Origin of the sequence: Dyella sp. (assembly GCF_035503745.1) — a bacterium.
GTDB lineage: Bacteria > Pseudomonadota > Gammaproteobacteria > Xanthomonadales > Rhodanobacteraceae > Dyella_B.
The window spans coordinates 1-26,650 of record NZ_DATJTC010000013.1; the positions used below are offsets into that span (position 1 = coordinate 1).

The 26,650-nt window shown below is 59.4% G+C and carries 27 protein-coding genes; 8 read left to right on the forward strand and 19 right to left on the reverse strand.

Annotated features, from left to right (window positions below):
• Nucleotides 1-2,259 (reverse strand): DUF3857 domain-containing transglutaminase family protein (locus VME63_RS05300; protein WP_325431002.1); only part of this gene is annotated, 2,259 nt, incomplete at its 3' end.
• Between the two features lie 99 nt (nucleotides 2,260-2,358).
• Here VME63_RS05300 and VME63_RS05305 point away from each other — a divergent pair.
• Nucleotides 2,359-2,571 carry a DUF3820 family protein gene (locus VME63_RS05305; RefSeq protein WP_325431004.1) on the forward strand — a complete coding sequence of 71 codons (213 nt, stop codon included), beginning with the start codon at nucleotides 2,359-2,361 and terminating at the stop codon, nucleotides 2,569-2,571.
• A gap of 78 nt (nucleotides 2,572-2,649) precedes the next feature.
• Here the strand turns inward: VME63_RS05305 and thpR are convergent, their stop codons facing one another.
• Together thpR and VME63_RS05315 are read right to left on the reverse strand one after the other, a co-directional pair.
• Entirely contained in the window at nucleotides 2,650-3,228 is a 579-nt protein-coding gene (gene thpR / locus VME63_RS05310; RefSeq protein ID WP_325431006.1) for an RNA 2',3'-cyclic phosphodiesterase, read from the reverse strand.
• 256 nt (nucleotides 3,229-3,484) lie between these two features.
• On the reverse strand, nucleotides 3,485-4,660 hold the full coding sequence (locus VME63_RS05315) for a membrane-targeted effector domain-containing toxin (RefSeq protein WP_325431008.1): 1,176 nt from the start codon (nucleotides 4,658-4,660) through the stop codon (nucleotides 3,485-3,487).
• 686 nt (nucleotides 4,661-5,346) lie between these two features.
• On the opposite strand from VME63_RS05315, the gene VME63_RS05320 reads away from it, so the two are divergent.
• Both VME63_RS05320 and VME63_RS05325 read left to right on the forward strand, forming a co-directional pair.
• Nucleotides 5,347-5,613 (forward strand): hypothetical protein, encoded by a 267-nt coding sequence (locus VME63_RS05320; protein ID WP_325431010.1) that lies wholly within the window; start codon nucleotides 5,347-5,349, stop codon nucleotides 5,611-5,613.
• Nucleotides 5,614-5,629: 16 nt separating this feature from the next.
• Nucleotides 5,630-5,896, forward strand: coding sequence for a hypothetical protein (locus VME63_RS05325; protein WP_325431012.1), 267 nt, complete (start codon nucleotides 5,630-5,632; stop codon nucleotides 5,894-5,896).
• A gap of 393 nt (nucleotides 5,897-6,289) precedes the next feature.
• On the opposite strand, the gene VME63_RS05330 is transcribed toward VME63_RS05325, so the two are convergent.
• Nucleotides 6,290-7,234 carry a hypothetical protein gene (locus tag VME63_RS05330; RefSeq protein WP_325431014.1) on the reverse strand — a complete coding sequence of 315 codons (945 nt, stop codon included), beginning with the start codon at nucleotides 7,232-7,234 and terminating at the stop codon, nucleotides 6,290-6,292.
• 196 nt (nucleotides 7,235-7,430) lie between these two features.
• Nucleotides 7,431-8,390 carry a hypothetical protein gene (locus VME63_RS05335; RefSeq protein ID WP_325431016.1) on the reverse strand — a complete coding sequence of 320 codons (960 nt, stop codon included), beginning with the start codon at nucleotides 8,388-8,390 and terminating at the stop codon, nucleotides 7,431-7,433.
• A gap of 1,340 nt (nucleotides 8,391-9,730) precedes the next feature.
• Here VME63_RS05335 and VME63_RS05340 point away from each other — a divergent pair.
• The 4 genes from VME63_RS05340 to VME63_RS05355 all read left to right on the forward strand — a co-directional run bounded on the left by VME63_RS05340 (nucleotide 9,731) and on the right by VME63_RS05355 (nucleotide 15,127).
• Complete coding sequence (locus VME63_RS05340; RefSeq protein ID WP_325431018.1) at nucleotides 9,731-11,605, forward strand: dermonecrotic toxin domain-containing protein; 1,875 nt, start codon at nucleotides 9,731-9,733, stop codon at nucleotides 11,603-11,605.
• Between the two features lie 329 nt (nucleotides 11,606-11,934).
• Nucleotides 11,935-14,004 (forward strand): putative bifunctional diguanylate cyclase/phosphodiesterase, encoded by a 2,070-nt coding sequence (locus VME63_RS05345; protein ID WP_325431020.1) that lies wholly within the window; start codon nucleotides 11,935-11,937, stop codon nucleotides 14,002-14,004.
• A 576-nt stretch (nucleotides 14,005-14,580) separates the two neighbouring features.
• The gene (locus VME63_RS05350) at nucleotides 14,581-14,847 is read left to right on the forward strand and encodes a hypothetical protein (protein WP_325431022.1); all 267 of its coding nucleotides are present in this window, start codon (nucleotides 14,581-14,583) and stop codon (nucleotides 14,845-14,847) included.
• A 7-nt stretch (nucleotides 14,848-14,854) separates the two neighbouring features.
• Nucleotides 14,855-15,127 carry a hypothetical protein gene (locus VME63_RS05355; protein ID WP_325431024.1) on the forward strand — a complete coding sequence of 91 codons (273 nt, stop codon included), beginning with the start codon at nucleotides 14,855-14,857 and terminating at the stop codon, nucleotides 15,125-15,127.
• 228 nt (nucleotides 15,128-15,355) lie between these two features.
• Here the strand turns inward: VME63_RS05355 and VME63_RS05360 are convergent, their stop codons facing one another.
• The 3 genes from VME63_RS05360 to VME63_RS05370 all read right to left on the reverse strand — a co-directional run bounded on the left by VME63_RS05360 (nucleotide 15,356) and on the right by VME63_RS05370 (nucleotide 18,280).
• The gene (locus VME63_RS05360) at nucleotides 15,356-16,279 is read right to left on the reverse strand and encodes a M14 family metallocarboxypeptidase (RefSeq protein ID WP_325431026.1); all 924 of its coding nucleotides are present in this window, start codon (nucleotides 16,277-16,279) and stop codon (nucleotides 15,356-15,358) included.
• Nucleotides 16,280-16,355: 76 nt separating this feature from the next.
• A complete protein-coding gene (locus VME63_RS05365; protein ID WP_325431028.1) occupies nucleotides 16,356-16,934 on the reverse strand; it encodes a hypothetical protein in 579 nt (192 codons plus the stop codon).
• Between the two features lie 161 nt (nucleotides 16,935-17,095).
• Nucleotides 17,096-18,280: a class I SAM-dependent rRNA methyltransferase gene (locus VME63_RS05370; RefSeq protein WP_325431030.1), complete on the reverse strand. Its 1,185-nt coding sequence runs from the start codon at nucleotides 18,278-18,280 to the stop codon at nucleotides 17,096-17,098.
• Between the two features lie 332 nt (nucleotides 18,281-18,612).
• Between VME63_RS05370 and VME63_RS05375 the strand changes: the two genes are divergently transcribed.
• On the forward strand, nucleotides 18,613-19,392 hold the full coding sequence (locus VME63_RS05375; protein ID WP_325431032.1) for a hypothetical protein: 780 nt from the start codon (nucleotides 18,613-18,615) through the stop codon (nucleotides 19,390-19,392).
• A 46-nt stretch (nucleotides 19,393-19,438) separates the two neighbouring features.
• Here VME63_RS05375 and VME63_RS05380 read toward each other — a convergent pair whose 3' ends face one another.
• From VME63_RS05380 to VME63_RS05430, 11 genes are all read right to left on the reverse strand, one after another.
• On the reverse strand, nucleotides 19,439-20,176 hold the full coding sequence (locus tag VME63_RS05380; protein ID WP_325431034.1) for a DoxX family membrane protein: 738 nt from the start codon (nucleotides 20,174-20,176) through the stop codon (nucleotides 19,439-19,441).
• Between the two features lie 185 nt (nucleotides 20,177-20,361).
• Nucleotides 20,362-20,763: a hypothetical protein gene (locus VME63_RS05385; RefSeq protein ID WP_325431036.1), complete on the reverse strand. Its 402-nt coding sequence runs from the start codon at nucleotides 20,761-20,763 to the stop codon at nucleotides 20,362-20,364.
• A 209-nt stretch (nucleotides 20,764-20,972) separates the two neighbouring features.
• Nucleotides 20,973-21,740, reverse strand: coding sequence for a hypothetical protein (locus VME63_RS05390; RefSeq protein WP_325431038.1), 768 nt, complete (start codon nucleotides 21,738-21,740; stop codon nucleotides 20,973-20,975).
• Between the two features lie 182 nt (nucleotides 21,741-21,922).
• Nucleotides 21,923-22,927, reverse strand: a complete 1,005-nt coding sequence (locus VME63_RS05395; RefSeq protein WP_325431040.1) for a hypothetical protein — start codon at nucleotides 22,925-22,927, stop codon at nucleotides 21,923-21,925.
• A 429-nt stretch (nucleotides 22,928-23,356) separates the two neighbouring features.
• Nucleotides 23,357-23,551 (reverse strand): hypothetical protein, encoded by a 195-nt coding sequence (locus VME63_RS05400; RefSeq protein WP_325431042.1) that lies wholly within the window; start codon nucleotides 23,549-23,551, stop codon nucleotides 23,357-23,359.
• A 58-nt stretch (nucleotides 23,552-23,609) separates the two neighbouring features.
• Nucleotides 23,610-24,002 (reverse strand): tetratricopeptide repeat protein, encoded by a 393-nt coding sequence (locus VME63_RS05405; protein WP_325431044.1) that lies wholly within the window; start codon nucleotides 24,000-24,002, stop codon nucleotides 23,610-23,612.
• Entirely contained in the window at nucleotides 24,002-24,388 is a 387-nt protein-coding gene (locus tag VME63_RS05410) for a hypothetical protein (protein ID WP_325431046.1), read from the reverse strand. The genes VME63_RS05405 and VME63_RS05410 overlap by 1 nt, the downstream gene beginning before the upstream one ends.
• Nucleotides 24,327-25,004: an RHS repeat-associated core domain-containing protein gene (locus tag VME63_RS05415; protein ID WP_325431048.1), complete on the reverse strand. Its 678-nt coding sequence runs from the start codon at nucleotides 25,002-25,004 to the stop codon at nucleotides 24,327-24,329. Before VME63_RS05415 ends, VME63_RS05410 begins: the two co-directional genes overlap by 62 nt.
• Nucleotides 25,005-25,176: 172 nt before the next feature.
• Complete coding sequence (locus VME63_RS05420) at nucleotides 25,177-25,365, reverse strand: hypothetical protein (RefSeq protein ID WP_325431050.1); 189 nt, start codon at nucleotides 25,363-25,365, stop codon at nucleotides 25,177-25,179.
• Nucleotides 25,366-25,435: 70 nt separating this feature from the next.
• Nucleotides 25,436-25,657: a hypothetical protein gene (locus VME63_RS05425; RefSeq protein WP_325431052.1), complete on the reverse strand. Its 222-nt coding sequence runs from the start codon at nucleotides 25,655-25,657 to the stop codon at nucleotides 25,436-25,438.
• A 29-nt stretch (nucleotides 25,658-25,686) separates the two neighbouring features.
• Nucleotides 25,687-26,650, reverse strand: a 964-nt coding sequence (locus tag VME63_RS05430; RefSeq protein ID WP_325431054.1) for an RHS repeat-associated core domain-containing protein, incomplete at its 5' end; no start/stop codon positions are given.

A 26,650-nucleotide genomic window follows, 5' to 3' on the forward strand; every position in this document is an offset into this window, starting at 1 on the left:
GGCCAGATATTTCAGCGCGCCGATAAACATCAGCGGCTTGATCGCTACCACCACCGCCAGCACCATCAGCCAGCCGCGGATGCCGACCCAGCGTGGATCGGCCGTCCCGCGCGGCGAGGGGTCGTAGCGATAAGCCACCGCCGCCAGCCACGCGCTGCATCCAAGCATGCCTGCCGCCAACAATGCCAACGGCCAGTTCATGCGATCCAGCCCAGTGGCCTTGGCGGTGGCAACCGGGGTTGGCGTTGCCGCCACATCGCTCCAGGTCAGCTCGTAGCCGGCGATGCTGCGCGCGCGCGCCAGATCGCCGACGTAGCGGGGCATGTCTTTCGCCGACACCTCCTCGCTCAACGCCTGGTAGTGATCGGTGATGATCAAATGCAAGCCATCGAGTTTCACGGTCTGCTCGAAGCGGAACGCAGGATCGTCGATGATGGTGGAAACAGGCTTGATCGGCCAATCCTCCGGCAGCAGAACAACGGTCTGCTGGCTTACGTCTTGCGGATAGGTCAGCAGCAGCGGCGATTTGCGCACCGTCGCGACCGGATCGTTGAGCAGTTGCACGATGTCGGGCAGGTGGATGTCCACCTCGTGCCCCTTGCCGTCGTCCGATGGCGTGGCGATGTTGGCGATGGCATAGGTTTCGGTGGTGACGATACGGTTGTCCGGCTCGTCGTCGCGTACCCGCAGGGGTGCCGCCGCCGTGATGTGCGGATAATCGCCCGCATAGAAGTTCATGTAGTTCTTCTGCACTTGCGCCAGGCTGGTCGTGGACAGCGTCGCGCGCAGCGCTTCGGCCGGCTCGCCGGTGGTGGTGGTTTGCACCGTGTAGCGCACCGGCTTGTCGAAACCGGCGCTGGCATCGAACGTCACGCTCAAGCTGCGGCGCGCCGATGCCGGATCAGCATGGCGCATCGGCGTCAGGCCTTGCGTGGCCGGATCGACGATCAAGGCCGGGCCATAGTCGGGTTGAAACAGGTGATCCAGATCGGCCTTCTGCGTGAAGCGGGTCGGATCGAGCCACCACACCTTGCCATCGACGCGTGCCTGCACCAGCACGTGATCGAACATGCCCGGCGCGGGCAGCGCATCGGCCAGGCCACGCTGCAGGTCGGTGTTGACCAGGGCCGCGCGCGCATCGATGCCTAGATGCTTGAGCAAGGTCAGCGTAAGCAGGGTTTTATCCTTGCAATCGCCGAAGCGGCGCGCGTACACCAGGGCCGGCGCATTGGGCGCCTGCGAATTGGGGCCGATTTCCACACCCAGATAGCGCACCTCGCCCTGCACCAGCTGCAGCGCCGCAAGCATGCGCGCAGCCGGTGCGGTTTGACTTTTGGCAATGCGGTCCACCTGCGCCTGCAACGCCGGGCTCAGGCTTTCGGGCACTTGGTAAAGCGGTTGCGCCCAGCGCGCCACCGCCGCCCAGTCGGCAAATTCGCTCCACGCGATCTGCGCATAAGGCGCGTACCAGTCCGGCGCGCCCTCTTCCACCGTCTGTCCCGGCACATCACGCACATCCCAGAGATAATCGCGGCGTCCGTCGTGTTCGCGCACCACCGGTTTGAGCGTGGTGTTGGCAGCGGCAAACTTTATCGATTTGCTCTGCGGCACCAGCAGGCGCACGTGGATGCGCGCCACGGGCGTGCCAAACTGCAATAGCACGGTGCCGAAATCGATGCCTTTGAATACCCGGTTGCGACCGATCCTGCTGTACGAATAATCGACCGTATCGCCCGGGCGAACGTCGTCCAGGAAAACGTTGACGGTCTTGGTGCCATCGTAGATCCGCGCCTCCAGCTCGGTTTCCCGCTGGATCACCTGAATGCGCGCGGTGGCGAGCTTGGGAATCACCCGACCATGCCGCACGATGTTGATCGCGTGCAGCACCAGCGACTGGTAAGAAGGATCGAACGGAATGTCGATGTTTGCCACCGCGTCCACGCCGCTGGCATTGACCGCGGTACTGACCACGCGGTGATACGTCACCCGTTGTGCGTCGTCGGCAAGGCTCTGCGTGTCCGACAGCAGGTAAATCTCGCCCTCGCTGTTCTGCCCGGCCTGCCCGGCGCTGGCGACACCCGGCGCCACCGGCACCACCCATGCCGGAGCAGGTCCGATGCTGTATTGGGCGGTAGCGCCCAGCGCAGGCATCGGCACAGCCAGCCCAGCCACCAGCCACGCCGTCAGCCACGCCATCAGCCAGGCCGCCCTTTGACGCACGCACTCGGCGCCTTGCGCAAGGCGCAACTCGTCCTTCACCAATGCCTTGTCCCCAGTGTCCCCTGGTTTCGAATCCTAGCCGATTCCCGCGCGATGGCTAATAAAATCGCGCTTGCCCCCGCCGGAGTGCACTGCAACATGAAACCGGAAGACCTGCCGCGCCTGGTCACCGTCACCATGCCGTTTGGCAAATACCAGGGCCGCCTGATCGCCGACCTGCCCAGCGCCTACTTGTCCTGGTTCGCCCGCAAGGGCTTTCCGCCCGGGCAATTGGGCTACTTGCTGGCCCTGATGCTGGAATTGGACCACAACGGACTGCGGCCGCTGCTCGATCCATTGCGAAAGCGCTGAGCGCGCTCGGCACCATCATGCGTCCGTTTGCGACGGGAAACCTTGCAGATCACGCCCCGCTGCGCGTACCCGTTTTCTTCAGCGCAACGATTTATCGGCCAGCCGTCTATGCTGCGTCTTGCCGAGCAGGCTATGGATCAACACCACCTCGTGCGCCGGCCACACCACCGGTTCGATATGCTGGAACGGCACCGCAGGCTTGTTATAGGCCAGCGTCATATGCGGCGTGAACGAGCCCTTGGCGTGCGCACCCAACGCGGCCGCGCGCAAATGCGTGGCAAGCTGTTTGTGCAAGGCATGCAAGGCTTCGTTGCCGCCGCTGCCGCTGAGTACGAAATCGCCTTGCGCCTGGCGCGGGCCGAAGCTGCCGATCTGGTCGAAGCGAATGGTGAACGGTTCGCACACCAGATGCGACAGTGCCTCGGCCGCGTGTTCGGCCAGGCCGGGCGGGAGTTCGGTGTAGTCGCCCAGGTGGAACAGCGTGACGTGCAGCCGGCGCGCTGCCACCGGCTTGCCTTCCATCCCGCGGGCGGCCAGATGCCTGGCGGCGAAGGTCTCAAAACGCGCGGCGTAGACGGGATCGGGAAAAACAGCCAGATACAGGCGATCGATGGGAATGGCCGGGCCCAGACCCGGCAACGATCCTTGGGCAAGCATGTTGTTGTTCCTTGATACGCGCGGCCGGCGCAAACGGGATCGCATTCCCCCAAGGCGGCCCAGCCATCAGGATAAGTGAAACCGATGCCGCTTTGGCAAAGACACGCCAGCCAAGCGGTACCTGACCTTGTCGATAGCAAATACCCGATGGCCGCTTTACCCGGGCCGCACCACCCCGCCGCTTGCATCGACACCGCTCCGCTGCCATCGCCTCAACGCGCGAGCTGGCATCAGCATCGAACGGGCGGCGGCGATGTCACGCCATGGGCATCGTCAGGCTGTAATCGGTCTCCTGCGGCGTATCCGGCTTCGCCGCGTCCGCATGGACGATCTTTTCGATACGCGAGGGCGCACCCGGCGGCGCCTCGGTCACATTCATGCCGATCGCCCCCGTCAGCTCGGCCACGCCCGGTATGCCGTCGAACGTATTGACGTGCGCGTTGCCCATCCACGCCACCCATTTCCCGGCATGGGAATCGGCCTGCCGCGCGTTGATTACGGTTTGCGCGTATTGGTTCATCATGATTCCGCGCTCATGCATGGCGTGGGTAACGCTTGGATGAGGCGCACCCCGCCATCCCATTTGCGCAGCCAAGAGGTCGATGGGAATCACTTCAATGCCATACGCTCGCGCGGTATACAAAAGGTTGGTGGGTGAATACTTGTGGGAAAGCAGCGACGTTTCGCCCACCGGATACGCTCGCTTCATGGCTTGGGGCATCAGCGCATTCTTGGACGAAAAAAACCGTTTCAGGTAGCCGCCCTCCAGATCGGCGGGGAACCCTTCCGCGTAGAGCGTCTTAACGCCCACCTTGGCCAGACTCGGCATGTTATCGATCAGAAACTTCAGCGTGACCGGATTGGCGTGATCCTCGCCAACCACCAGTCCGTCGGACGTTTTGTAGAGCGCGCGGATAATGTCATCGGCGGATGCGTCATGCGGGATATCCGGCATCGCGCGCTTGCGCGCCGCTGCCTGCCGGTGCGGAAAATCACGTGCCGCATCGTCCATCAGCGCCTGCTGTCGCCGCGCTACGTGATCGAGCGCGGTTTTCTGTTCTGGTGTCACCGGCGTGGTGTCGGGCGCATCGAGGCCATGCTGGCGTATCCATGTCAATAACAGTGGGCGATACGGCCTTGGCACGTGATATTCCTTCCACGGCGGTACGCCGGCACTGTGTGCGGAAAGCTGTGCGCCCGTGGTGGAATGTCCCAAAGTCACAGGCGCGCGGCTTGTGCCAGGTGCGGCAGTGGCGCCAAGGCGGGGGTGACTCCCCATGCCATACCCGGCCGGCCTGGAAACAAAGCCGGAAGCTTCCGGCGGCGTCACCGACACCGGCGTAGGCGCGGCATGGGCGTCATCCACGACTGCCCGCGGCGGCTCGGCCGTGACGCGGCCGAAAAATTCGCGTATGCCTTTGATGAATGGCATGCAGCATGCTCCCGCTTTATTGAAAGACGCACATCGGCGTCGCAACGCATACCGGCCGCCCCGCAACCAAACAACACGCTCGGACGCACCCGAGACGTGCAACTTGGCGCCTTGGGCGCATGCGCAACGAGAAGGCTAGCGGCCGGGCGCTGCGATCGTGGGTCACCCGGTTAGGCGCGCCGCCATCTGCGCAGCGGCGCAATCGCGCATTTTGACGAAAAACGTGAGGTATTCGCGCTTATTGTTGAGCGCTTTCCCCTGCCGTATGTAGGCGAAGGCCAACACAACGAATCGCCCGAGTCCGACATACAGCTCATCGCAGCTATGCGACTCTACGTTGTCGGACGTGCCCATGCTCCCTGGGATGTTGCGTTTCTCGGCACACCCGACATGACCTGAAGCACGCACGGATCGCCGCAATGACAGCTCAGGCGACCCGCTGGCCACCGCCAACGTAAGTCGAAGGATAGTTGATCATGGTTAGGTTCAATCATACGGCACCCTGCACGCCCGCGTACCCTCGCGCCGGTGAATTCACCTTACTTCACCTTTGCGCTCCCCGTGTGACGTCGGGTTACGTAGGTATTTCGTCTTACTTGGAGTCAGCCGATTCCGACAAAGCGAGCAGGACTTTTTCCCGCACTCCCTTTTTCAACCTTTTGCAATGCGCAGCGCGACCTGAACGCATGGAGAAAGACATGAGGGAGGCGTACCACGCGCCGGCCGATCCGCAGCACGATGCGTCGCCGCAAAACAATGACCTGGATTGGCGCCACTCCTGGACAACGCTAGCCCGCGCTGGCGGGAATCGCGAGACCGGCCGGCAACGGCCGGCGCTTAGTCACTGCATACCCCACCATTTTTCCATGGAGATCAGCATGCAGATGGATCACGCGCCGGATGGCGCGCGCAAGGATAACGGCATCGGGCCAAAGAATTGGCTTGGGCAATAAACGCGAGGATAAAAACATGGAAGGCATGCACGAAAAATCGAATGGCGAGCAGTTTTACGTCCTGACAAAAAGGGATTACGACGAGCTACGCGATATTCAGACGCAATTGGTGGTGATGGCACAGGTGTCCTACAGCGATGAGGACATCGAGGAGAGCCATCTGCGGCGGATGCTCAATCGTTGCGACATCAATCGGTTCTTCGCGCAAATCAGCGCGCAGATTGGCAAGGCGCTGGACGGTATACGCAAGGACAACAGCGTCGGCGCGCAACGCCAGATGTGACATGGATGGAAACACACCAAGCAGATATGCATCTGCTTGGATAGCTGCTTACGTAACCACGTGCCAAGCTACGCCACCGCACCTCACCGCCACGGCGGTGAGGCAACGGTTTGGAGGCGAATCAGTGGAATGACGGCGAGGCGGAGGCGACATACGCACCGTAACCGCCTCTTCCTACTTGCAGGGCGGGCCGGTTACACCACGCGGCCTGGCGGCCAGTGCGAAGCGCCGCCCCCCTTTCCTGTACGGGAGGGAGTCACGCGGCGTAGCCGTCGCACCGGCACGACCCATAAAACCGGCTGTGGCAATACCTTGAAGGTCGCACAGCGGCTTCTAGTTTCTCGGTCAACGCAAGGGCTTTACCGTCTTTAACCTGCCACGTCACTCAAACGCTTACGTCCCCAGCGTCGCGGCAACGGAGCCACCTTGTTCGGCGCTGCGACCGATAGGAACGAAATAAAGCGTATGTATCGTCCCCTCCTGGCTGGCCCTCACCGCCGCGATCAAGTAAGAGGCATGGTGTTGCAGGCCTTTGAGAGTACTGGCCCGACCACTGGCGGTGAGCTTGACGTAAACCGGAAACCGAACGCCCGTCTTCGGATTGGTCACCTCAAGATAGTCCACATGTATCCCTGAAGCGCGCTTCTCTACCCTATAACCTTCCCGTAAAAAAAACGATGCAACTTCGTTCATTGCATACGCATGATTTTCCGGAAGCCTGTTCTGTATGAAAGACGGCACAGCCGGGGGACGCGACGGCAGCTTTTGGCCACTAAAAGGGTGGACGGATGGGTATCCGTCAAGCGAGATGGTCGTCGGCTTGTCATTGAAAAAGACGTTTCGCATAACGTCCTCCAAGAAGTGCGGAACAGGTACATCGATCGTTGCCCGTGAAGACGGCGCACGCGACGGGCCGGCTTCTGGGTGGGCCGGGGCCGACGGTGGCGCTGGAGCTTCATCGAGCACCCATTCTCCATGGATATCCAAATGCGCTTTCGCCGACGTCTCCTTCTGGATGCCCGTGCGAGGATCGCGTGTCCAAAGCGATCGCTTGCCGTCTGCGTAAAACCCGGTCGGGGTCGATCGACCCTTGATATAGAAGGTCCCTTCCAAACCCTGAAAGGTCACGGGTTTGAATGAATCACCCATATACAGATGCGGCATCAGCTCGTATCCCGCCGGTCGCGAGACAAACCCGGACGCTTCAGCCGGTGCCACCGAAGCCGGCGCGATCGGGCCGGCGCCGCTGCCTTCACGGGATTGCGACCGGGCCTCATTCGCATGGGCAGCCGGTTCATGCGGAACGCCAAAGCCATGAATGACGGGGATCTTGGGCATATCAAGGACTCCATTGCGATGATGTCAGCGCGTACCTTCGCGGGTGACTTGAAGCTAGTCGCGTTCGAAGGTTCTCGTGCGTTACTTGCCTGACAGTAGCCCTGTCACCGCTTCCACCAAGCATGCAACGGCTCCCTGTCCGCGCGTCTGGCGGCCTAAAAAACCACGCATCCATGCAAGACAACAAACCACGTCGCTACGTTACTAGAGGAACAAGGTATAGCGAGCCCAGCGTCGTCTTATCGAAATAACCGAACGTCACTATCGCGATCATGTCCACGCGTCGATTCAGCGTGTACTTGCCATAGAGTATGTTTGGTCTGGAATCGCTGGTGAGCCGGGGTAAAATGCCGAATGACTTTCCGCCGACGGAGTCGGTTACAACAAGTGGATCCATCACCGATACGCCCATGTCATCGATCCGATATCCGTTATCTTTCAAGATCGACGCCACCTGCTCCTTTATGAAAAGTCGGTTATCAATGTAGTTGGCGGTGCCTGCTGGTGTCGCCCGATCAAAGGGTAGACTTTTCCCACGGAAATGAAACGATGGTCGTAGACGGTCGAGTTCAACACTTCCCTTCGGAGTGAACGCTGCAACGTTATTCGCCATCACCTCCTCTAGCGATATGCGCTGGCGGAGCCCTTGCGAGGAGGATGCGGCGGACGCGCTCGCCGACGTGCCAGAGATGCCGGCTTGCGTCACGCCTTTTGCAGCGGGAGGAACGGCGTTATTCCCTGCATTGCCAGATGGACGTGGGGTATTAAGAAGATCATATTCATCCGCTATCTCTGTCAGAAGCTCGTCCAGACCCTTGTCTTCCAGCGCCGGCTCGCCTCGCGCGCCGGGCATCGCCTGTGATGGCATCGGCATGTGCGGACTTGGCCCGTCTGGACTTCGCGCTTGTGGACTGGACGAACGCGCATCGAACATGCTCGGGCTGGGTGTTTGCAGACTGCGCGTAGATGAATACGCAGGCCTTGACCGTGATGTCGCCCCCGCAGGACGGGCAACAAACCCGAATGCTTCGGGTGGTGTCACCGACGTCGGCGCGATGCGACTACCCCCTTCGTGGCTTGGCGATGTGTGCGCACTCGTTTCAACAACCTCTTCATGCGGAACACCAAAACCGTGGTAGGTGGGGATCTTGGGCATATAAAGGACTCCTATGCGACGGCATCAGTGCGTACCTTCGCGCATGATTTGAAGCTGGCGACGCTCGAAGGTGCTTGTGCGTTACCCACCAGAGGGTAGTCATGCCGCCGAGATCGCATGGCGGGTGATGGCAACCTGGCAGGCATGTCCGGCGGCTTTGTAAAACGGCCACGCATCCATGCAAGCCAATGCACTACGCCGCTAAACGGCCTGCGCTCCGAACAAGGTATAGCGATTCCAGCGTTCTCCTATCAGAGTGTCTGAACTTCACTATCGCTATCATGTCCACGCGCGGATCCATCACGTACCTGCGCCCCGATATGTTTGGCCTGAAGTTGCTGGTGAGCCGGGGTAAAATCGTGAATGACTTACCGCTGGAGGGGTTGGTTACACGAAGTGGCGCTATTGACGATGCGCCCCTGTTTTCGATGCGATATCCACTCCGTTCCAGGACCGATGCCACCTGTTCTTTCACGAAAGCTCGACTCTCATTGCAGTGCGCGGCGGCGGATGTTGTCAATCGATCAAAAGGTAACCTTTCCCCATGGAACAGGAACGACGGCCTTAAATGGCCGAGGTCAATCTCTCCACCAGGGGTGAACACGACTCTTTCGTCCGCCATCACCTCATCTAGCGATATGCGCCGCAGTAGCCCTTGCGACGAGGATGCGGCTGACGTATTCGCCAAGGAGCCAGGCGGATCAGATTGCGTTACACCTGTTCCAGCGTGAGGAACGGCATCGTTCCCTGTACCACGAGATGGATGGGTGGCGTCAAGCAGATCATATTCATCCGCTATCTCTGCCAGCAGCTCATCCAAGCCCCTGTTTTCCAGCACCGGCTCGCCTCGCCCGTCGGGCCTTGCCTGCGATGGCGCCAGCGTATGAGGACTTCGCTCCCGTGGACTTCGCGTCGGTGGACTTGGCGTACGCGCATCGAACATGCGCGGACTGGGTGTTTGCAAACTGCGCGTTTGCGAATAGGAAAGCCTTGCGCGTGATGTCGCTCCCGCTGGACGTGCGACAAACCCGAACGCTTCGGGCGGCGTCACCGATACCGGCGCAATGTGGCCACCGCCTTCATCGCTTGGCGACGTACGCGCATTCGTGTCTGCGACAGGCTCATGGATAACGGCATGGGGAAAGGTAATGCGTGGCATAGACGTATCCGTAACGTGTGTCCAACAAAAGCATCCATCTCACCCCAGCATGAAGCAGGAGACACCACACTGGCGGCACATGCTTATGGCCGCGTTGCTTTTGCAACTATCTAAGATGCGGCAACACCATGCGCATGGCTCGGCCATGACCTGGTGACATCACATGAGGAGTGCGATTGCCATGAATTCCATTGCCCAGCCATCCCCTACGACCCAGCCATTGGCCAGCACGTCGTACGATGCGCCCTCACCTTCCGCGTATGGCGTATCGCCCCGCCCGCAGCCCGGTCCCGCGGTGACGGCAAGCATCAACCCCTTTACGGCCGCGAAAACCGGCAACGCCGACCTCAGCAGCGGATCCAGCACGCCATCGGGCAACAGCACCGGCGACGCGCCCGTGGACAACGGGCTCCCGCCGGACCCGCCACAGGTTCACGTGGGCTCGATAGCGCCCACGGCCGCGAACGCGCTCGACCCGGAGGAATTTGATCCGCGCGACGATGCATTGAATGCGATGAAGGATCAAATCACCTCGAAGATGCCCTCCTATCACGCGGCATCCACCCAATACATGAAGCAATTCATCCAATCCAACTTTGGCATCGACATCGATCCAGACGCGACGTATCTCAACCAGTATGAAGCCATCACCCGGGACAGGCCCAACCCTGCGGGCTCGAAGTTCCCACCCGTGAAGGAACAAGTGGGCGTGGGCAAACTCGTTCGCTCCACGCCACTATCGGAAATTTCGTATAACAACTTGTACGAGCTCGTCGATTCCAAATCCGGGCGCTTTCACATCTCCACCCGCAGTGACCCCAATCAATCGGCGGCCGATGAAAAAGATGTGATCGATCCCCAGGCTTTTTTCGACGCGCTGACCGATGCCAGACGCGGCCTCGACTTCAAAGACTATTACGCCAACAAGATCGACGAGTTTTACAACGACCCCGGCAACCATGAAGCCATGCGCAACATCGCCCAGACCGAGGCGAACCTGGGCATCGACAAGCAGTACGCCTTGGGGCTGTTGGATGAAGACAGCTATGCACTGGCCAAGCGTGCCTTCAACCCCGATCCCAACGACAAGGATCCGCCCAAGGTCTATCCCTTGGAAATCGCCGGATATCAATCCAATGACGGCCTCGTCATTGTCGGCAAGGACCGCACGCTCAATTATCTGCGCGGCGAGAAAACGCCGATCACCTCATACAAAAGCCCGGAAGATTGGCAGAAAAAATTTGTCGATGCCAAGCACTTCAATGAAGCCACCCAAAACGCGCTGACCTTCTTTGCCGTCAAGCATTTTTCGCAAAACGATGCCGGCGGCCGATCGGATGCCTATGGGGTGATGGCGGCGCTGGGCTCAGGCACCGAAACGTATTGGGGCCAGGCCGGCCACTGGCTGCGCAACGTACGGAGCAACCCGTTTTCCCAGGACAAGGAGATGCATCGCGATCCCTTCGGCGGCCTGCTCGCCATCAACCAGCGGCACGACAAAGAAGATGCGCAATTCGATATCACGTCCAGGACAGATATCAACAACAAGAAGTTCTATAGGCTGGTGAACTACATGCCCCTTCCACCACTGGCCCCGGGGGCACTGAAAGGCCTTTTCGCAAAGACGAAATCGGAAAAGAGTGACGCAGTTTATTCGGCGGCGTTCGATGTAGTCACCCTTGGTGCGTCCAGAGTCGCTCATCCTGTCGGCCGCGCCATTGGCAAGGCCATCGGCGGCACTCGCGGCGGCACCATCGGCGGCGCGATCGGTGGGCTCGGTAGCCACGGCCTCGCCAACGGCTACCCGATCTACACGATGATCAAAGCACCAGCTACTCCCGTCGATGATCCGGGCCATGCGGACAATGCGCTCGACCCTGACGATCCAAGCAATCGCAACAACTTCGAACCGCGCTGGCAATGGTTTCCGACCAATAACTTCAACAGGTCTTACGAGATGACCCAAGGCAATGCCGACACGTCCGCGCGGCAGATCCAGCTTTCCCTTGACGGAGAGCCGCAGCCGCAGAACAAGCCTGTGAACCGCCCGGCATAGTTTTCCTGGCTTCTCCGCTACCGGGCATCCGCGGTCCAGGGCCTTCACGGGGGCGCCGGGCTTAGCTTCGTTCAGGTTTGCCCTCTCGCCTGCGCGCTGGCCCTTCCTTTGCAAACCATCGGGAGTGACTCGATTTGCGTGAACGGCGCGACGGCAAACTGTCCATTTGCGTCAGTTTATGCCGCCCGCCCCGCCTGCGAGTGCCCAAAACGGCCTGTGCCTTCAGTGCGTACGGCGCCATGCCGATACGTTCTACTGCAAGCCAATACCCACCCACCACCGTGACTATGCCAAGTACCTATAACCCTTTGCTTGTGGCGGTCTCGCTCATGGTGGCCACGTTGGCCTCTTACACGGCGCTGGATCTTGCGGGCCGTATCGCCCTGCTCAAGCACGCCGCCTGGCGGCATAAGTGGCTGGCCGGCGGTGCGGTGGCCATGGGCGTGGGTATCTGGTCGATGCATTTCGTAGGCATGCTGGCGTTTTCGCTGCCGATTCCGCTCGGCTACGATCCGGCCATCACCGCCGGCTCGCTGCTGATCGGGATACTCGTTTCATGGTTTGCGCTGTATGTGGCTACGCGCTCGCGGCTGGGCCTGGGCGGGATCGCCATCGCCGGCGTGCTGATGGGCCTGGGCATTGCGGGCATGCATTACGCCGGCATGGCCGCGTTGCGCATGTCGCCGGATATCACCTACGACCCGTGGTTGTTCGCCGCCTCGATCGTCATTGCCATCGCAGCGTCGGCAGCGGCACTGTGGATCGCGCAAACGCTCAGCGACGCGCGCCAGCACTACATTATCGCCAAGCGCACCGGCGCGGCGTTGATCATGGGCATGGCGATCACCGGCATGCACTACACCGGCATGGCGGCCGCCGATTTTGCACCGGGTTCCATTTGCGGGGCCGCCGATGGCGTCGATGCGCATTGGCTTGCCGCCATCATCAGCGTGCTCACCTTCGCCATTCTCACGCTCACCCTGGTTCTTTCGCGCTTTGATGCAAGGACCGCGCTGCTGAGCGGATCGGTCACCGAACTCAACGACCAGATCGTGCGCATGGTCAACTACGACGCGTTGACCGACCTGCCCAACCGCCGCGCACTGGTCGAGCGCATCGAGACCGTGGTGCATAACGCCAAGCGCGCGCAGGAAGTGTTCGCTGTGCTGTTCATGGACATAGACGGTTTCAAGACCATCAACGATTCGCTCGGCCACGCGGCCGGGGACGAACTGCTTAAAGCCTTCGCGCGACGACTGCAGCACTGCGTGCGCGATGGCGACACCGTTGCCCGGCTCGGCGGCGACGAGTTTGTGGTGCTGATGGAAAACCTCGCCTCGCCGCACGACGCGCAAGACGTGGCGCAAAACGTGCTCGATCGCATGAGCCGCGGCCATTGGGCCGACGAGCACCCTATCCAGGCGGTGCCCAGCGTGGGCATTGCGCTATTTCCGCGCGATGGCGAAACCGCTGATACCCTGTTGAAGAACGCCGATGCGGCCATGTACGAAGCCAAGCGCGCGGGCCGCGCCACCTGGCGCTTCTTCGAAGCCAGCATGAACGAAGCGGCCATGCGCGAGCTGCACATTCAGAACACCATGCGCGTGGCGCTGGATGAAGGCTATTTTTCGCTGCGCTTCCAGCCCAAATTCCGCGGCGATGCGCGTGAACTGATCGGTGCCGAAGCGCTGATCCGCCTGCACCATCCGCAATTGGGCTTGCTGATGCCATCGGAATTCATCCCGGCGGCCGAACGCTCCGGCCAGATTGTGCAGATCGGCCAATGGGTCGTGCGCGAAACGTGCCGATACATACGCCTCTGGCAGCACGCGGGGCTGGCGAACATGAAGGTGGCGGTGAATCTCTCGCCGCGCCAGATGGCGCAACCCGATCTCATCGACACCATGGTCGAAATCGTCAAGAACGAATACGTGCGCTGCGAACAGATCATCTTCGAGATCACCGAAGCGGTAGCCATGCACGACGCACCCAAAACGGTGGAGATGATCCAGGCTTTCCAGCAGGCGGGGTTCGAGATCGCGATCGATGATTTTGGCACGGGCTATTCCAGCCTGGCTTATCTTGAACGCTTCCGCGTCAAGCAACTGAAGATCGACCGCTTCTTCACCAGCGGCCTGGATGCGCAAGGTCACGAAGGCCGCGCCATCGTCTCGGCGATCATCGCCCTCGCCCATTCGCTGAACATGGAAGTGGTGGCCGAAGGCGTGGAAACCCACTCGCAACTGTCCGAGCTGCAGGTGATGGCCTGCGACCAGGTGCAAGGCTACCTGCTGGGCAAGCCGCTGACCGCCGAGGCTTTCGGCGCGCTGCTGGCGCGGCAATGGGTCGGCGGAGAAGAAGATCCCTACGATCAAGACAAAGGCGTCGAATACGTTTGATGCGCTCACGCACGCAACGTTGCCCGGCCTGAATTCACCGGCGCGACGTTAACGCAGTTCCAGCGGCACATTGAACGGCTACCGTCGATAGCGCCATCGCCATGAACTTTGGCGACTATCGCAACGCTGCACCGGCCTAGGCGTTCGCCTGCGCCGTGTAGGCGAATGCCAACACAACCAATCGCTCCAGTCCGACATACAGACGCTGGTATATGTGCCATTTTTCGCATGTCGGGCGTGCCCATCTTGCTGGATGGCCACGGCACGCCCGACATGATGGAAGTAAGGCGCGGATCGCCTGGGGTAGGAACCCAAACGATCCGCTGGCCACCACCAACTAAACCAGAGAGTTGATTATGGTTATGCTCGATCATACGGCACCCGTACGCCCAAGTACCCCCGCAGCGGTGCATTCGCCTTACTTCCCCTCCGCGTTCCCCCCGCGACGGCGAGCTATGTAGGGTTTTCGTCCTACTGGGAGTCAGCCAACTCCTACAAAACGAGCAGGATTTTTCCTGCGACCCTATCGCGCCCGCGTGCAATGCGCGGCGCGACCTAAACGCGTGGAGAAAGGACATGGAAGATGTATATGGCGGCCCAAGCGGCCCGCGGCTTTACGTGCTGTCGCAAGACCACTACGTGGATTTACCCCCTCCCCGGACCGGGCTGACCTTGATGGCCCAGGCGGCCTACAACGATGAGATCCATGAGACTGGCCACCAGACACTGGTGCTTACCCGTGCAGACGTCAATGACTTTTCCATAGAGACCCGCCCGTTGATGGGCCGGGCGCTGGACGGCGTACGCAGCGATAACCGCATCGGGCTCCAACATAAGGTGTGACCAAGCCATGAAAAGAAACAACCTTCCGCCGGCCGACGAGCGGCGCTATCTCCTTACGCGACATATCTACGACGAACTGCACGAAGTGCGTACCATGCTGGTGCAGATGGCACAGGTTATCCGCTGCGATGACGCCATCGAAAGTACCCACCCTCACCGCACATCGGAACGGTTGGAGATCAGTCGATTCTTTGCCGGGGTCATCGCGCAGATTGACGCGGCGCTTGCCGAGATACGCGAAGGCGATGGTGTTGCGCCGGTAACGCGCACTTGCAACTGACCGCAAGGCGTCGACTGGAGACGCCACTTATCGCCTGAGCACCCGCCAGCACCTCACCGTCATTCCGACGTTCACCGCAATGACGGTGAGGGTGTGAACAACCGCGCGAATCAATGCAGGGCGCGGTCAGGTGAATCGGCTCGATGGCCGCAAGGGAATAGCCATAGCCGGGATATGGCCGACAGCATCGCTCCATGGGGCGCACACCCCCTCACCCTAAAAACACCCTCACCCGTTCGCCAGCGCAAACGCCATGGCCGCACCCACCGCCGCCACCTGCGCCTGCACGCATTGCTCCGGCGTCGCACGCGGACTATCGGGATACACCTCCGTAGTTGTCGTATAGCGCGCGCCCGTGATGCTGGCACACAACCCGAGCGCCTTCAGCGCATACTCGATCACACCGGGCGCCACCACCGGCGAGCCGATGATCTGTCCCTTCGCATCCGCCGGTGCAATGTGCGTCACCTTTGACACCGCCGCCAGCACCGCCTGCTGAAACGCCGGCTGCGGGTTATGTTCATCGTCCACCAGATAGAAACCGTCCGGCACCTCGCCAGGCTCGAACACCTTGCCATCGCGCGCCGCCAGCGCCGGGCGAAATTCCGCTTCATCGCTGTCGGTGGTTTCGTGTAGATCGATATGCATCAAAAAGCGACCGCGCAGGGGCGCCACCAGACGCAACAACGCGGCCGACTCGCCCGCCGGGCTGTTGTCGTGGAACGAACGATTCGGGTCGATGGCATCGGGATTCCAACGCTGGATGCGCTCGTACGCCCACGGACTGACGCACGGCGCAATCAGAATGTTCGCGCGCTCGGCGTAATGGGCCGCATGTTCTTGCGCGAAACGCAGCGCGCCGTGCACGCCGCTGGTTTCGTAACCATGCACGCCGCCGGTCACCAGCATCACCGCAAGCGCATCGCGCCAGTTGCGGCTGCGCAACGAAAAAAGCGGAAAGCTGCCTTGCGCATAATCCAGCCGTCCGTATTCCGATACGTCCAAATGGGTGCGCAACCCATCGATCGCGCTCAGCACGTCTTTCTCATAGCTGCGCTGACGAACCTGCCGCGCCAGCCACGCTTCCTTTTCCGCCCTGCCCCAAGGCTGCCCCGCCTGACCGATCGGATAGCCGGCATCGATGTTGTTCATGCTTTAACCTTGTACCTCGACATTCGCCAATGTGGTTCCTGCGGGCCTCACGCGAGCCTGGAACGGCGTGTCACGCTCAGCCATTATTGCCCTTGTAAAACATATAGTCGCCCTGATGACGGCTCTTTGGCTCGGTGATGATGCCGTTGGACAGTTGCTTGGCCATGTCTTCCAGCATGTCGTCGGCCGTCGAAATATGTGCTGTGGATTTTTCCTGGTAGGTATAGCTGGCCAGCGCACTTGCGTCCTTCACGCTGAGCACGCGCAGCGTGACGCCCACGCGGCTGGGGTGCAGGGCCACCATCGCGGCGCGGTAGTAATCCTGCACTTGGCCATTGATGACGTACCGGTAGCCCTTGGCCTTGGCATAGGCGACCGCCGCATCGTCGCTGAGCTGCACCTTCGGCCCAACGGGCCTGGGCAGTGCGACGGTGTGCAGGCCAGGCTTGTCTGCCAGCACGCGCGCGAACAGCGCACCGGCATGCGCCCCCGACCCATCGCAGTCGGTTTGATGGGCGATGGTACAGTCCTGGAACATCACCACCGCCACCGTGCTATTGCGCGGAACGCGATGCTTGACCTCGATGTCCGGGTTGCTGGCACAGCCGGCCAGCAACACTGCCGTTGCCAAAAGAGCGCGTGTACGCATGGTCATGCCTGACTCTCCGCCAGCCTTGAAGGTGCCGACACCACGGGGCCGACAGAATACCAAACTGGGCTTATCGCGCATCAGAACGCCAGCGGGTGCCTCCCAATGCGGCGTCGGCCCGCGCAAATTATTACGCAAGCCGTGTTTCAAGCATGTCGCTGCCGCTTTCACTGCACTTTTCGCAACAACAACCCCTTCAAATAGTCGCCTTCCGGGAAATTCAACGACACGGGATGGTCGGCATCGGCGGTGAAGCGCTCGATCAACTGCATCTGGGATTTCGCATCCCATGCGCTGCCCGTCACCACCTTCTGGAACAATTCGGCGGTCATGCCGCCCGAGCAGGTGAACGTGGCGAGATGGCCGCCGGGGCGGAGCAGTTTCATCGCCCACAGGTTGATGTCTTTGTACGCACGCGAGGCGCGTTCGACGTGTTGCGCGGTAGGTGCGAATTTCGGCGGATCGAGCACAATCAAGTCGTAGCTTTGCCCCTTGTCGCGCAGCAAGCGAAGGTACTGAAACACATCGGCCTCCACCCATTGGGCACGGTCCGCGGGCAGGTCGTTCAAGCTCAGGTTGACGCGCGCGGCATCCAGCGCGTCGCCGGAGCTATCCACCGACACCACCGAGCGCGCATCGCCGCGCAAGGCGGCCAGGGAAAAGCCGCCGGTATAGCAGAAGCAGTTCAGTACATCCGCCCCGCGCGCCAGGCTGCCGATGCGCTGCCGGTTCGCGCGCTGGTCGAGATAAAAGCCCGTCTTCTGGCCCTGCGCCACGTTCACGCGATAACGAAGGCCATGCTCGGTGATATCCGTGACGGGCGGCATGTCACCGCGCAGAAGCCCGCTGCGCAACGGCAAGCCTTCCAGTTCACGCACGTCCGCGTCGGAGCGCTCGTAGATGGCTCGCGCACCCGTCAGTGCCTGCAGCTCATCGCACAAAACCTCGCGCCACGCTTCCGGGCCCGCCGAAAGCAACTGCACTACCAGCACGTCGCCATAGCGATCGACGATAAGCCCGGGCAATCCATCCGATTCGCCATGCACAAGGCGCATGGCATCACCCGCCTGCGCCATGCCGGCACGCAACTGCATGGCACGGCTCAGGCGACGGTGGAAGAAATCACGGTCGATGCTTTCGCGCTCGTCGAAGCTCCAAAAGCGCAGGCGTATCTGCGATTCGCCGCTCCATGCGGCCCAGCCGAGAAAGCGGCCGTGGGTGTCGAGCACCTTCACCGTTTCACCCGATGCCGGGGCACCCGCCAGCGGCGCCAACGCACCGGAAAACAGCCAAGGGTGACGCTGCAGCGCGGACTTCTCGCGCCCGTCTTTGATTTTTACGGTAAACACCATCGACAAGCCTCACCGCACCGGGTCCAGCCTTTATAGACCGGCCTGGTTACCGCGCCAAGCTCCGCTGCGTTTGCTGATCCACCTCGGCTAGTGTCCAAGCCCGATCAGAGCGGCGGCGCACGGCCTGCGGGATGAGGGGCGCCACGGTCCTTCGCGCTTGCTATGCTTGGCCAACACGGCGCGGGGGCGCCGGTCATAGGGGAATCCATATCATGGCAACACGATCCAAGGGACCGGGTGCCGGCGCCGGCTGGCTGACTCGTGGCGTCAGCGTTACTTTCCAGCACCCCAAGCAGTTGCTAGGCGGTGCGGCCCTGACGACACTTATGGCATTGATACCGACGCTGATCACCACGCCGATACGGCTCCATGCGATACATACAGGCACCAATGCGCTGGCCACTTTGGGCTGGATCATGGCGATAGCCATGCTGGCGTCGCTACTGCTCATGCCTATCTATGCCGGCTACCTGCAAATGATCGATGCCACGGAACGCGGGCTGCCCACGCGTGCGCGCGACATCTTCAAACTCTATGCCCAGGGCGAGGCGTTGCGCGTGATCGGCTACGGTGTGGTGCAGGCAGTGGTTTACGTCGCCTTTTTCGCCCTTATCCTCACCACGGTCGGTGGCGATGTCCTGCACTGGTACGCGCAAGTGCTGCAGGCGCAAGCGACCCACCAACCGCCTGCGACCACATTGCCCGCAGGCTTCGGCACCACCTTTCTGTTGATTATGGTGGGCAGCCTGCTTCTGATGGGTTTCCATTCGATTGGGCTCGGCCAAGTGGCCCTGCGCCGTCGCAATGTGTTCGCGGCGTTCGGCGATGGCGTGATCGGCACCCTAAAAAATGTGCTGCCGCTAGTCGTCTACGCGCTTTGCGTATTGCTTAGCTTTGTGGCCGTGGGCCTCGTTTTTGCGCTGGTCGTACTGGTGCTTACCGTGATCGGCAAGTTCGTCGGCCTCTGGCTGATGTTCGTGCTGCTGGTTCCGCTCTACATCGCCCTTCTGCTTTTTATGTTCTCATCCATGTTCGGGATGATGTACTACTTATGGCGCGACGTGTGCGGCGATGACGTGGTGGCGGGCCCGGCGGAAACGGTTGCCGCCTGACCCAGGCGACCGTCGCGCGTGTGAAGTGGGCCGGAGATGGCCACGCCTATCTCCGGCCCCTATGCTTGAAATACGAATCCGCGACCACCCACCCGCTTGCGGTCAACACCCACGACACGACGATTTCGCTGTGCTGGTAGGCCGAGGCGCCCGCTATCAGGATGGGCACCCATACCAACAGCGTGAAGGCCGCCATTTGCACCACCGAAAGCACCGCCGCCCATCGCGCGCAAATACCCGTGAGCATCGCAATACCGGCGGCGATGTAGGCGCATCCGGTGAAGCCCGCCCAGCCTGTATGCCAGGGAAGCCACGCAGGCACCAGTACGACCGTCTGCTTGAAATAGCGCAAATGCCCGATGCCGAAGTAGATCATCGCCAACGCATAGAACACCCGTGCGATACGCACGCCGCTATCGCCGCTGGCCAAGCGAAACCCGCGTGACATGTTCCAAACCGTCGATAACCGCGCGAACAATACCCAGGATGCCGCCACATACACGGCGCATTCGCAACTGCCGTACCAGGGATCCTGCACGGTGGCGGAAAAAAAATCCGGTGCCCGATACAGCAGCAGCCAGGCTAGAAAATACACCAGCAACACCAGCGCGGCTTCGGCGCGCTGCCAAAGCAGTCCCACGCCGCAACACAGGGTGAGGAGCGCACATAGATAAGGCAGCCATTCGCTCGCCGGAGCGCTCAGATCCAATGGCTGCCACAGCGCGGCGTAACGCCCCAGTATCAGGCACTGGATACCCAGCGCGATCATGGTTGCCGCAAACACGAACCGTCCTACGCTTGCATTAGGCATCCGTACTTCCCCACGGTTTTAGCCAGTGTAGGGGCTGCGGCAGGAACCGTCTGGGGCCAAATGTCGCGGTTTGGATGCGGCCAATTTGCACGGCGGCCGTCTCTCGCCTCCGCCGGCCCGCGTTTGGGACGGCATCGCAGGTGCTTATCTTGGCAACCCTAGCTGCCCAGCAGAATGTGCAACACGATATAGGTTGCCACCGAAAACGCCAGCAGCGCCCCCAGGTCGATCAAAAAGTCGATCCAGTTCTGCTCATTTATCCAGCTCCATACACCGTAAGAGGAGGTGTCCTTGTAACTGCGATCCAGCTCGCCCTTGTACATATGCCATGCTGCCCATTTGTTGATAAAGGCCAGCAAGATCTGAAACGCAACCCCACTCACGAACAACGAAATGATCAGTTCCAACAGCGGCGAATGGGAAATCTTGTCCGGCGCATCGTGACCGGTCAAAAACAAGACCGGACCGCCGATACCGTACGCCACCAGCCACGACCTCAACGTCTTCGAGTATTCGGAATAGTTATCGAAATGGCCTTTTACATCATCCTTTGTCGCCATCACACCACCCCCATTTCAGCCCGTGGAAACGATGCGCCGTCATCGACGCCATGTTCGCCAAACTACTACGCCAGGAAGGGACTAAGCGGCTTTGCTACATCGGCATTCATTGGAAAGATCGTTCCCCCATGACGAATCCCTTTGACCGTTGCGAATCGCCCCATCAACGTACGGCCACGCGTTGAAACGTCCTTGAAAATCATCGGCGGCTACGGCGGATTGACCGCAAACCCGGTGCCTTTGATAACCTCGCTCGCCCCCAGGGTGAAGTACTGCCTGGCATTCAATTCCGGAAACGCGAAGCACCCGCAGATGAGGCAGGATCGGGTTATCGTTGAACTTTGCAACACCGCAAACATTTCGGGCATGGATAATCCAGCGATTATCTTGCCTTTATCCCGCAGCTCCATACTAAATTCCGAAAGGCTGGCCGAAAACACCGTCAGCCAGACATCGCAGGCACCCGCCGAAACGGATGGCGTATAGCTGTACTGTCGCACCTTCCCATCATCTTCTTGCGACAGCAACCGCCACTCCTGCTGATCGTAAATCTGGGGGTACTTCAGGCTGGAATCCGCAAACGCCGGATCGATCAAAATAATGTTGAGATCGATCCCATTGTTCACGCAATAACGGAGAAGCTGCACCGGACACTGCTGCCGGATGATGGAGTCCCAGCCATGGTTATTGTCGAAGCAGGCGACGCTGATAAACGTCACCTCCCCATCGCCCAGCTCTCCAGCCGACACTCTTAGGAACCGCCTTAACGTGTCAAGGACGCCATCATCCCTCATGGGCTCCATCGTTCGGGGAAGCTCCACATTGAGGGTTTCGTTTTCGCGAATATCAAGCTCGGCAACGGTATGGGAAAGGTTATAAAGCACCTTGCTACCGCGAGACACCTTTAATTCCACGGCCGCCGGCATGGTGCTTCCCGCATATGCCGCGTTATAGGCCCGCCTCACGATCGCGTCCACGCTATCGCCAGCATTCGCACTGACCTGTACGTGCGGCTTATCCGTAAACTTTACAAATACATTTGGCACGTTGGCGACCTCGAATCGAGATTGATCAAAGGTGCCTATCGAGTAAGAACGACACGCGCCCCTGCCTTGGATGCCCCTGGGAAAGCGTCAACCCGTGGCTTTCATCGCCACGTTCACACTTTCAATATCTTGTCGCGGTTATTTGACCAGCGCGGAAAGTCGTAACCCTTCTCCGCCACCGGATCGACTTCAAAGTCGGCGGACAACAGCTCCCACGCGCCATCCTTGAACTTGGCGTGAGCCTCCCAATACCAATCCAGGCGCGCGATGGAAACCCAGATGCTGTCGTCGGGCATATTGGGCCGAAACATCAGATGCGTTTGGAACTGCTCCTTGATTTTCACTTCGTCAAACCTGAAACGAGCCCCCTCCGGCATGACCGTGAACAACGGCGTGCCCGGGCTATCTTCACCCTTGATCAAGGTGGACTCGCGTGGCCATTCCGTAACGACATAATCCTCCGCGTCGCCTTCGGCCTGACCCAGCGCAGGGTCGGTACCTTCGGTCGTACCGTAGAAGACATCTTCATCCAGCACCCATTCGCCGCCCGACGTGCCACCCCAATCCTTCAATACCTGCCCCTGGTAACTTTTCTGCCGGTCAATTTTCATCAGCTGCACGAAGGCATATCGACCTGCCTTCGCCGGCGCGCCCAGCAATTTCGCCGTCCATGCGATGCCTGGCTTGCGCTTTGCTTTTAGACCGCCAAAGGTCAGGTAGAGCGCACCGTTGACGTGAAAATCGCTATCGACAAGATCGATATGGATATCGTCGGTTTCGGCCGAGAACGTGAGCACCTTTGGCGCAGAAATATTCAGACGCAACTCGGCATCCAACGTTTTTCCATCCACTTGCGCACGCACCGTGACACGCGCCTGCCCGGTACACGCCACACACCAGGACGCGGTAGCGCTGTGCCCCATCGTGGCCAGCGTTTCCACAGATGCGTTCTTGGCCATCTGAAAATCGCCGCACGCCGAACCACCCGATATATGCCAGCTAGGATTAAGCACGGCACCTTCGGAGCATCTCACCGAGAACGTCAGCCGCTCCCCCACCGTCGCCTCGTAAACCTTGCCGGCTTCACCGCCGTTTACGTAGATCAAAAGATCCGCCATGGCACTTCCCCGTCCCGCACAATGCGCTGCTTCGGAAAACGCTTTCTCGCTATCGCTGAAGAGGAATGTGATTCGCCTGAGGGCCCAACAGGCCAACGTGACGGCGGTAGACGCCGCGGCAACATACGTATCCGCCGCCCCGCCTTCCGAACTGGATTCCCCAAGAGAATGCTAGCAAGGGCCGCACACGGAATTTGTAAAGACGGCGTGACGAGCGGCGTTTCTTATCAAAGACATCGTCACCGTGACTCAGCTTGCTAGCGCCGTCAGGTGCGCGGCAACACCCAACCAGCTCAACCGAATTCGGTCGAGGCGAAGTAATGCAACAAGCCTCCGGCGCGATCGGCCGCCGGTCAGGGCCGACAGCGACTTGCTTGAGAAGCCCGATGACCTGCTCGATGGTGAATCGACTCTTACGCATGTCCGCCCTCACAGAGTGACGGATTTTACGAACCTTCCGCTGGTAAAGCCTATGGGGAGCGGGTCAGCTTTCGTTAGCCATTCCAGCGCGTGGTCGTGGTCGCCGCTCACCGCTTCGGCAGCGGCAACCACGCGCTCGATGTTTTTCAAGATGCCAGGTGTGGCGGCAAATTCGGGATGGTCGGCGAGGATGTCGCGATGCATGGGCTGATCATCTCAGCTTTTGCATCCTTCGACATCAGCACAACTAGACGTGGAACCACTACCCATCCAACTGGCCAAGCTTTTCCTCAGCATCTTCATCGCCCATTGATTTGGCCACACGGAGCCAGTGGCGAGCCCAACGGGCATCGCCTCTATTTAGATAACTAATGCCGAGGTTATATGCCGCCTCCGGACTCCCACCCGTGATGGCGCGCTTATACCAATAACGGGCCTTATCAAAATCGGCCTTAATCCCGTCCCCTTCATCGTAAATATTGGCGAGATTAACCTGCGCTTCGCGGCTTCCTTCTTCCGCAGCTTTCAAGAACATTTTGATCGACCTCGACCGCTCTCCAGACTCGAACAAGTCACATGCTTCTTCGAGTAATTTTCTGGCCTCTGATTTCAATTCAGCTGCGGAAGTTGAGATAGTGCTTTTAGACTTTTTCATCACGCCCCCACCGGCACAAGAGCAACAATAACAATGATAACTATGACGCCGCCGACCGTAATGGCCTTCGTGGCTGGAGTTGGTGCATAAGAGCCCGGATAAGTCGTTGGCATGTTGTCGTAGTCTGGCGCATATGCACCGGGATACGCAGGTGAAGTATTCGGTGCATATGCGCCTGGATACATCTGCGGCTCTAATGATTCAAACGGATCCATTTTTTGCTTAGCAGGATCATCTGGGCAAATGTATGGCGGCCGCTTCTTGTAAGTTTTCTTCCCCGTTTGAGGATTTTTCTGCCATCCCCAACCCGGATTTTTTGGATCATCACTTCCAGTGCTTTCCTGGATTACCAGTTCCGCCCGCACCACCTGACCATCCACGTTCACCACTGTTCCCAGGGAAAAGCCCCATCGGATCAGTAAAGTCCAACGGATCGCCACCAGCGTAACCGTAGAAGGTGAGCTGTCCCCCGAGGAACTCTGCTGGATCCTCGCTTATAAACCCACCCATCATCGGGCTGTAATAGCGCGCACGGTAGTAATACAAACCAGGCGCATCCACTTCGCGCCCCGTGTACTGGTAGGGATTCGTGAATCCCGTTGTTGTGTCACTCGGCGTTACGTTGCCGTAGGGGTCATAGCTGTATTGCTCGCGGATCGCACCCGTTAGATCAGTTAGAGCAATGGTGCTTCCCAGCGCATCCGTCAAAAAGTACGTGCGACCGGTAACGTCGTTACGCGCAAAGCGCTCATCATCTTCAAGGCCAACCAAAATAGGATTGACGGTACCGCCTTGCGCCTCCTGCACGGCGTTGTCCCCGTCATACAAAAACTGCGTTGCCGTTCCTTGGTTGGTCTTACTCGTGCGCCTGCCCATTGCATCGTAGGCATAACTCAGTTGAGCCACACCATTCTGGCTCACCTGCGTGAGCTGGTTTCTGGCATTCCACGTATAGGTATTCGTGCCATCAAAGGTGAGATTGCCATTGGCGTCATAACTCAACGCCTGCCCATTGAAGCATTGAGGATCGGATTGATTGCACTGCCCTGCGCCTCCTGCACCGTATTAAAGCGATCGTAGAGGTACTGCGTCGGTGTCCAGCCTTGCACTGTCCTGCTTGTTCTACGACCGAGCGCGTCATACGTGTAATTCAGCTGCGCCACACCATTCTGGCTTACCTGCACCAATTGATTTCTGGCATTCCACGTATACGTATTTGTATCAATTTTTCTACGGCCGCCTCGCCTCCTACTGCTCCCAGAGCGCCAATGATCTCCAGTTGCTTTTTTGTCCCATCAGTGGCCGTTCCATAGATTTCGATCAGCTTCAGTACTGCGATAGTTTTTGGATCGTTAAGATTCATACTAAAACTCTCCATGTAGCGTCCACGACGCCTATGAAAAACTGATCAATTCACTCTGCAGGATTAAGGCCTAATCCATTCCAGGCGGCTTAAGGTCTGGATGCTTCTGATATAGCGGAGTTAGGACTTCCAAATAGATTTCTCCTAATACCTTACCAACAGCTCTCCGATAGCCTTTGAATTCTTCTGCATCACAACTATCTCTAACTAGAGCAATGGAACTGTCAAGCCGACGACTGTAGTCGAGCATGAGTTCACTTACCTGCTTTGCAACATCCGAATTTTCGATCATTTTTTTCTCCTCACCTGTGCCAAATCACCTTACGCGGGTGAGCCCAAGAGACCACCAAGCACACCCAGAATTCCAATAATAATGATGTATTCCAGTGACCGAGATTGAGGAGACGGCGGCGGTAGCGGCGCAGGGGCTCCATCCGGCTGGGGCAATGGGGTACCGCCTGGCCCGCACCCATGGTCCTCAATGTATTTGTTTAGGCAATTCTGAAACTCCCACCCAAGGCCATCTCGCGTAGGAAGTTCTCTATCCGAGCAATATTCTATGCCGTCATTCTTCACCTTCTTGCATCGATCCGCCTCGGTATCACAAAGACCCAATGGATCAATGAGGTTTATTGGATCTCCATTCACATAGCCATAGAAGCTCGGTTGACCACCGCGAAAACCAATGGGATCTTCACTAATAAAACCTCCCATAGTAGAGCTGTAATAGCGCGCCCGGTAATAGTAGAAACCAGCTGAGTCCGCTTCACGCCCAGTGTACTGGTACGGATTCGTGAACCCTTTCGTCGCATTGCTCACAGTTACGTTGCCATAAGGATCGTAGCTGTATTGCTGCTGGATTGCGCCCATCGAGTCAGTTAGCGCAATCGTACTATTCAGCTTATCCGTCAAGTAATACACCCGCCCCGTTACATCGTTTCTAGCGAAGCGCTCATCAACTCCGAGGCCCACCAAGATGGGGTTTGTTGTGCCACCTTGGGTCTCTTGTACCACATTATTTTCGTCATACAGGAACTGCGTTGCGGCACCTTGAACTACCTTGCTAGTACGTCTACCCAATGCGTCATAGCTATAACTCAACTGCACATTTCCATTTTGAATAATCTGCGTCAGTTGATTTCTCGCATTCCACGTATACGTATTGGTCCCATCGCTGGTCAAATTACCATCCGCGTCATAGCTCAACGCCTGCCCATTGAAGCTGGTCTCCCGGTCATTCAGATCAAACGTCGCCGGCTGGCTCGTCGGTGTCGGCGCCACGTCG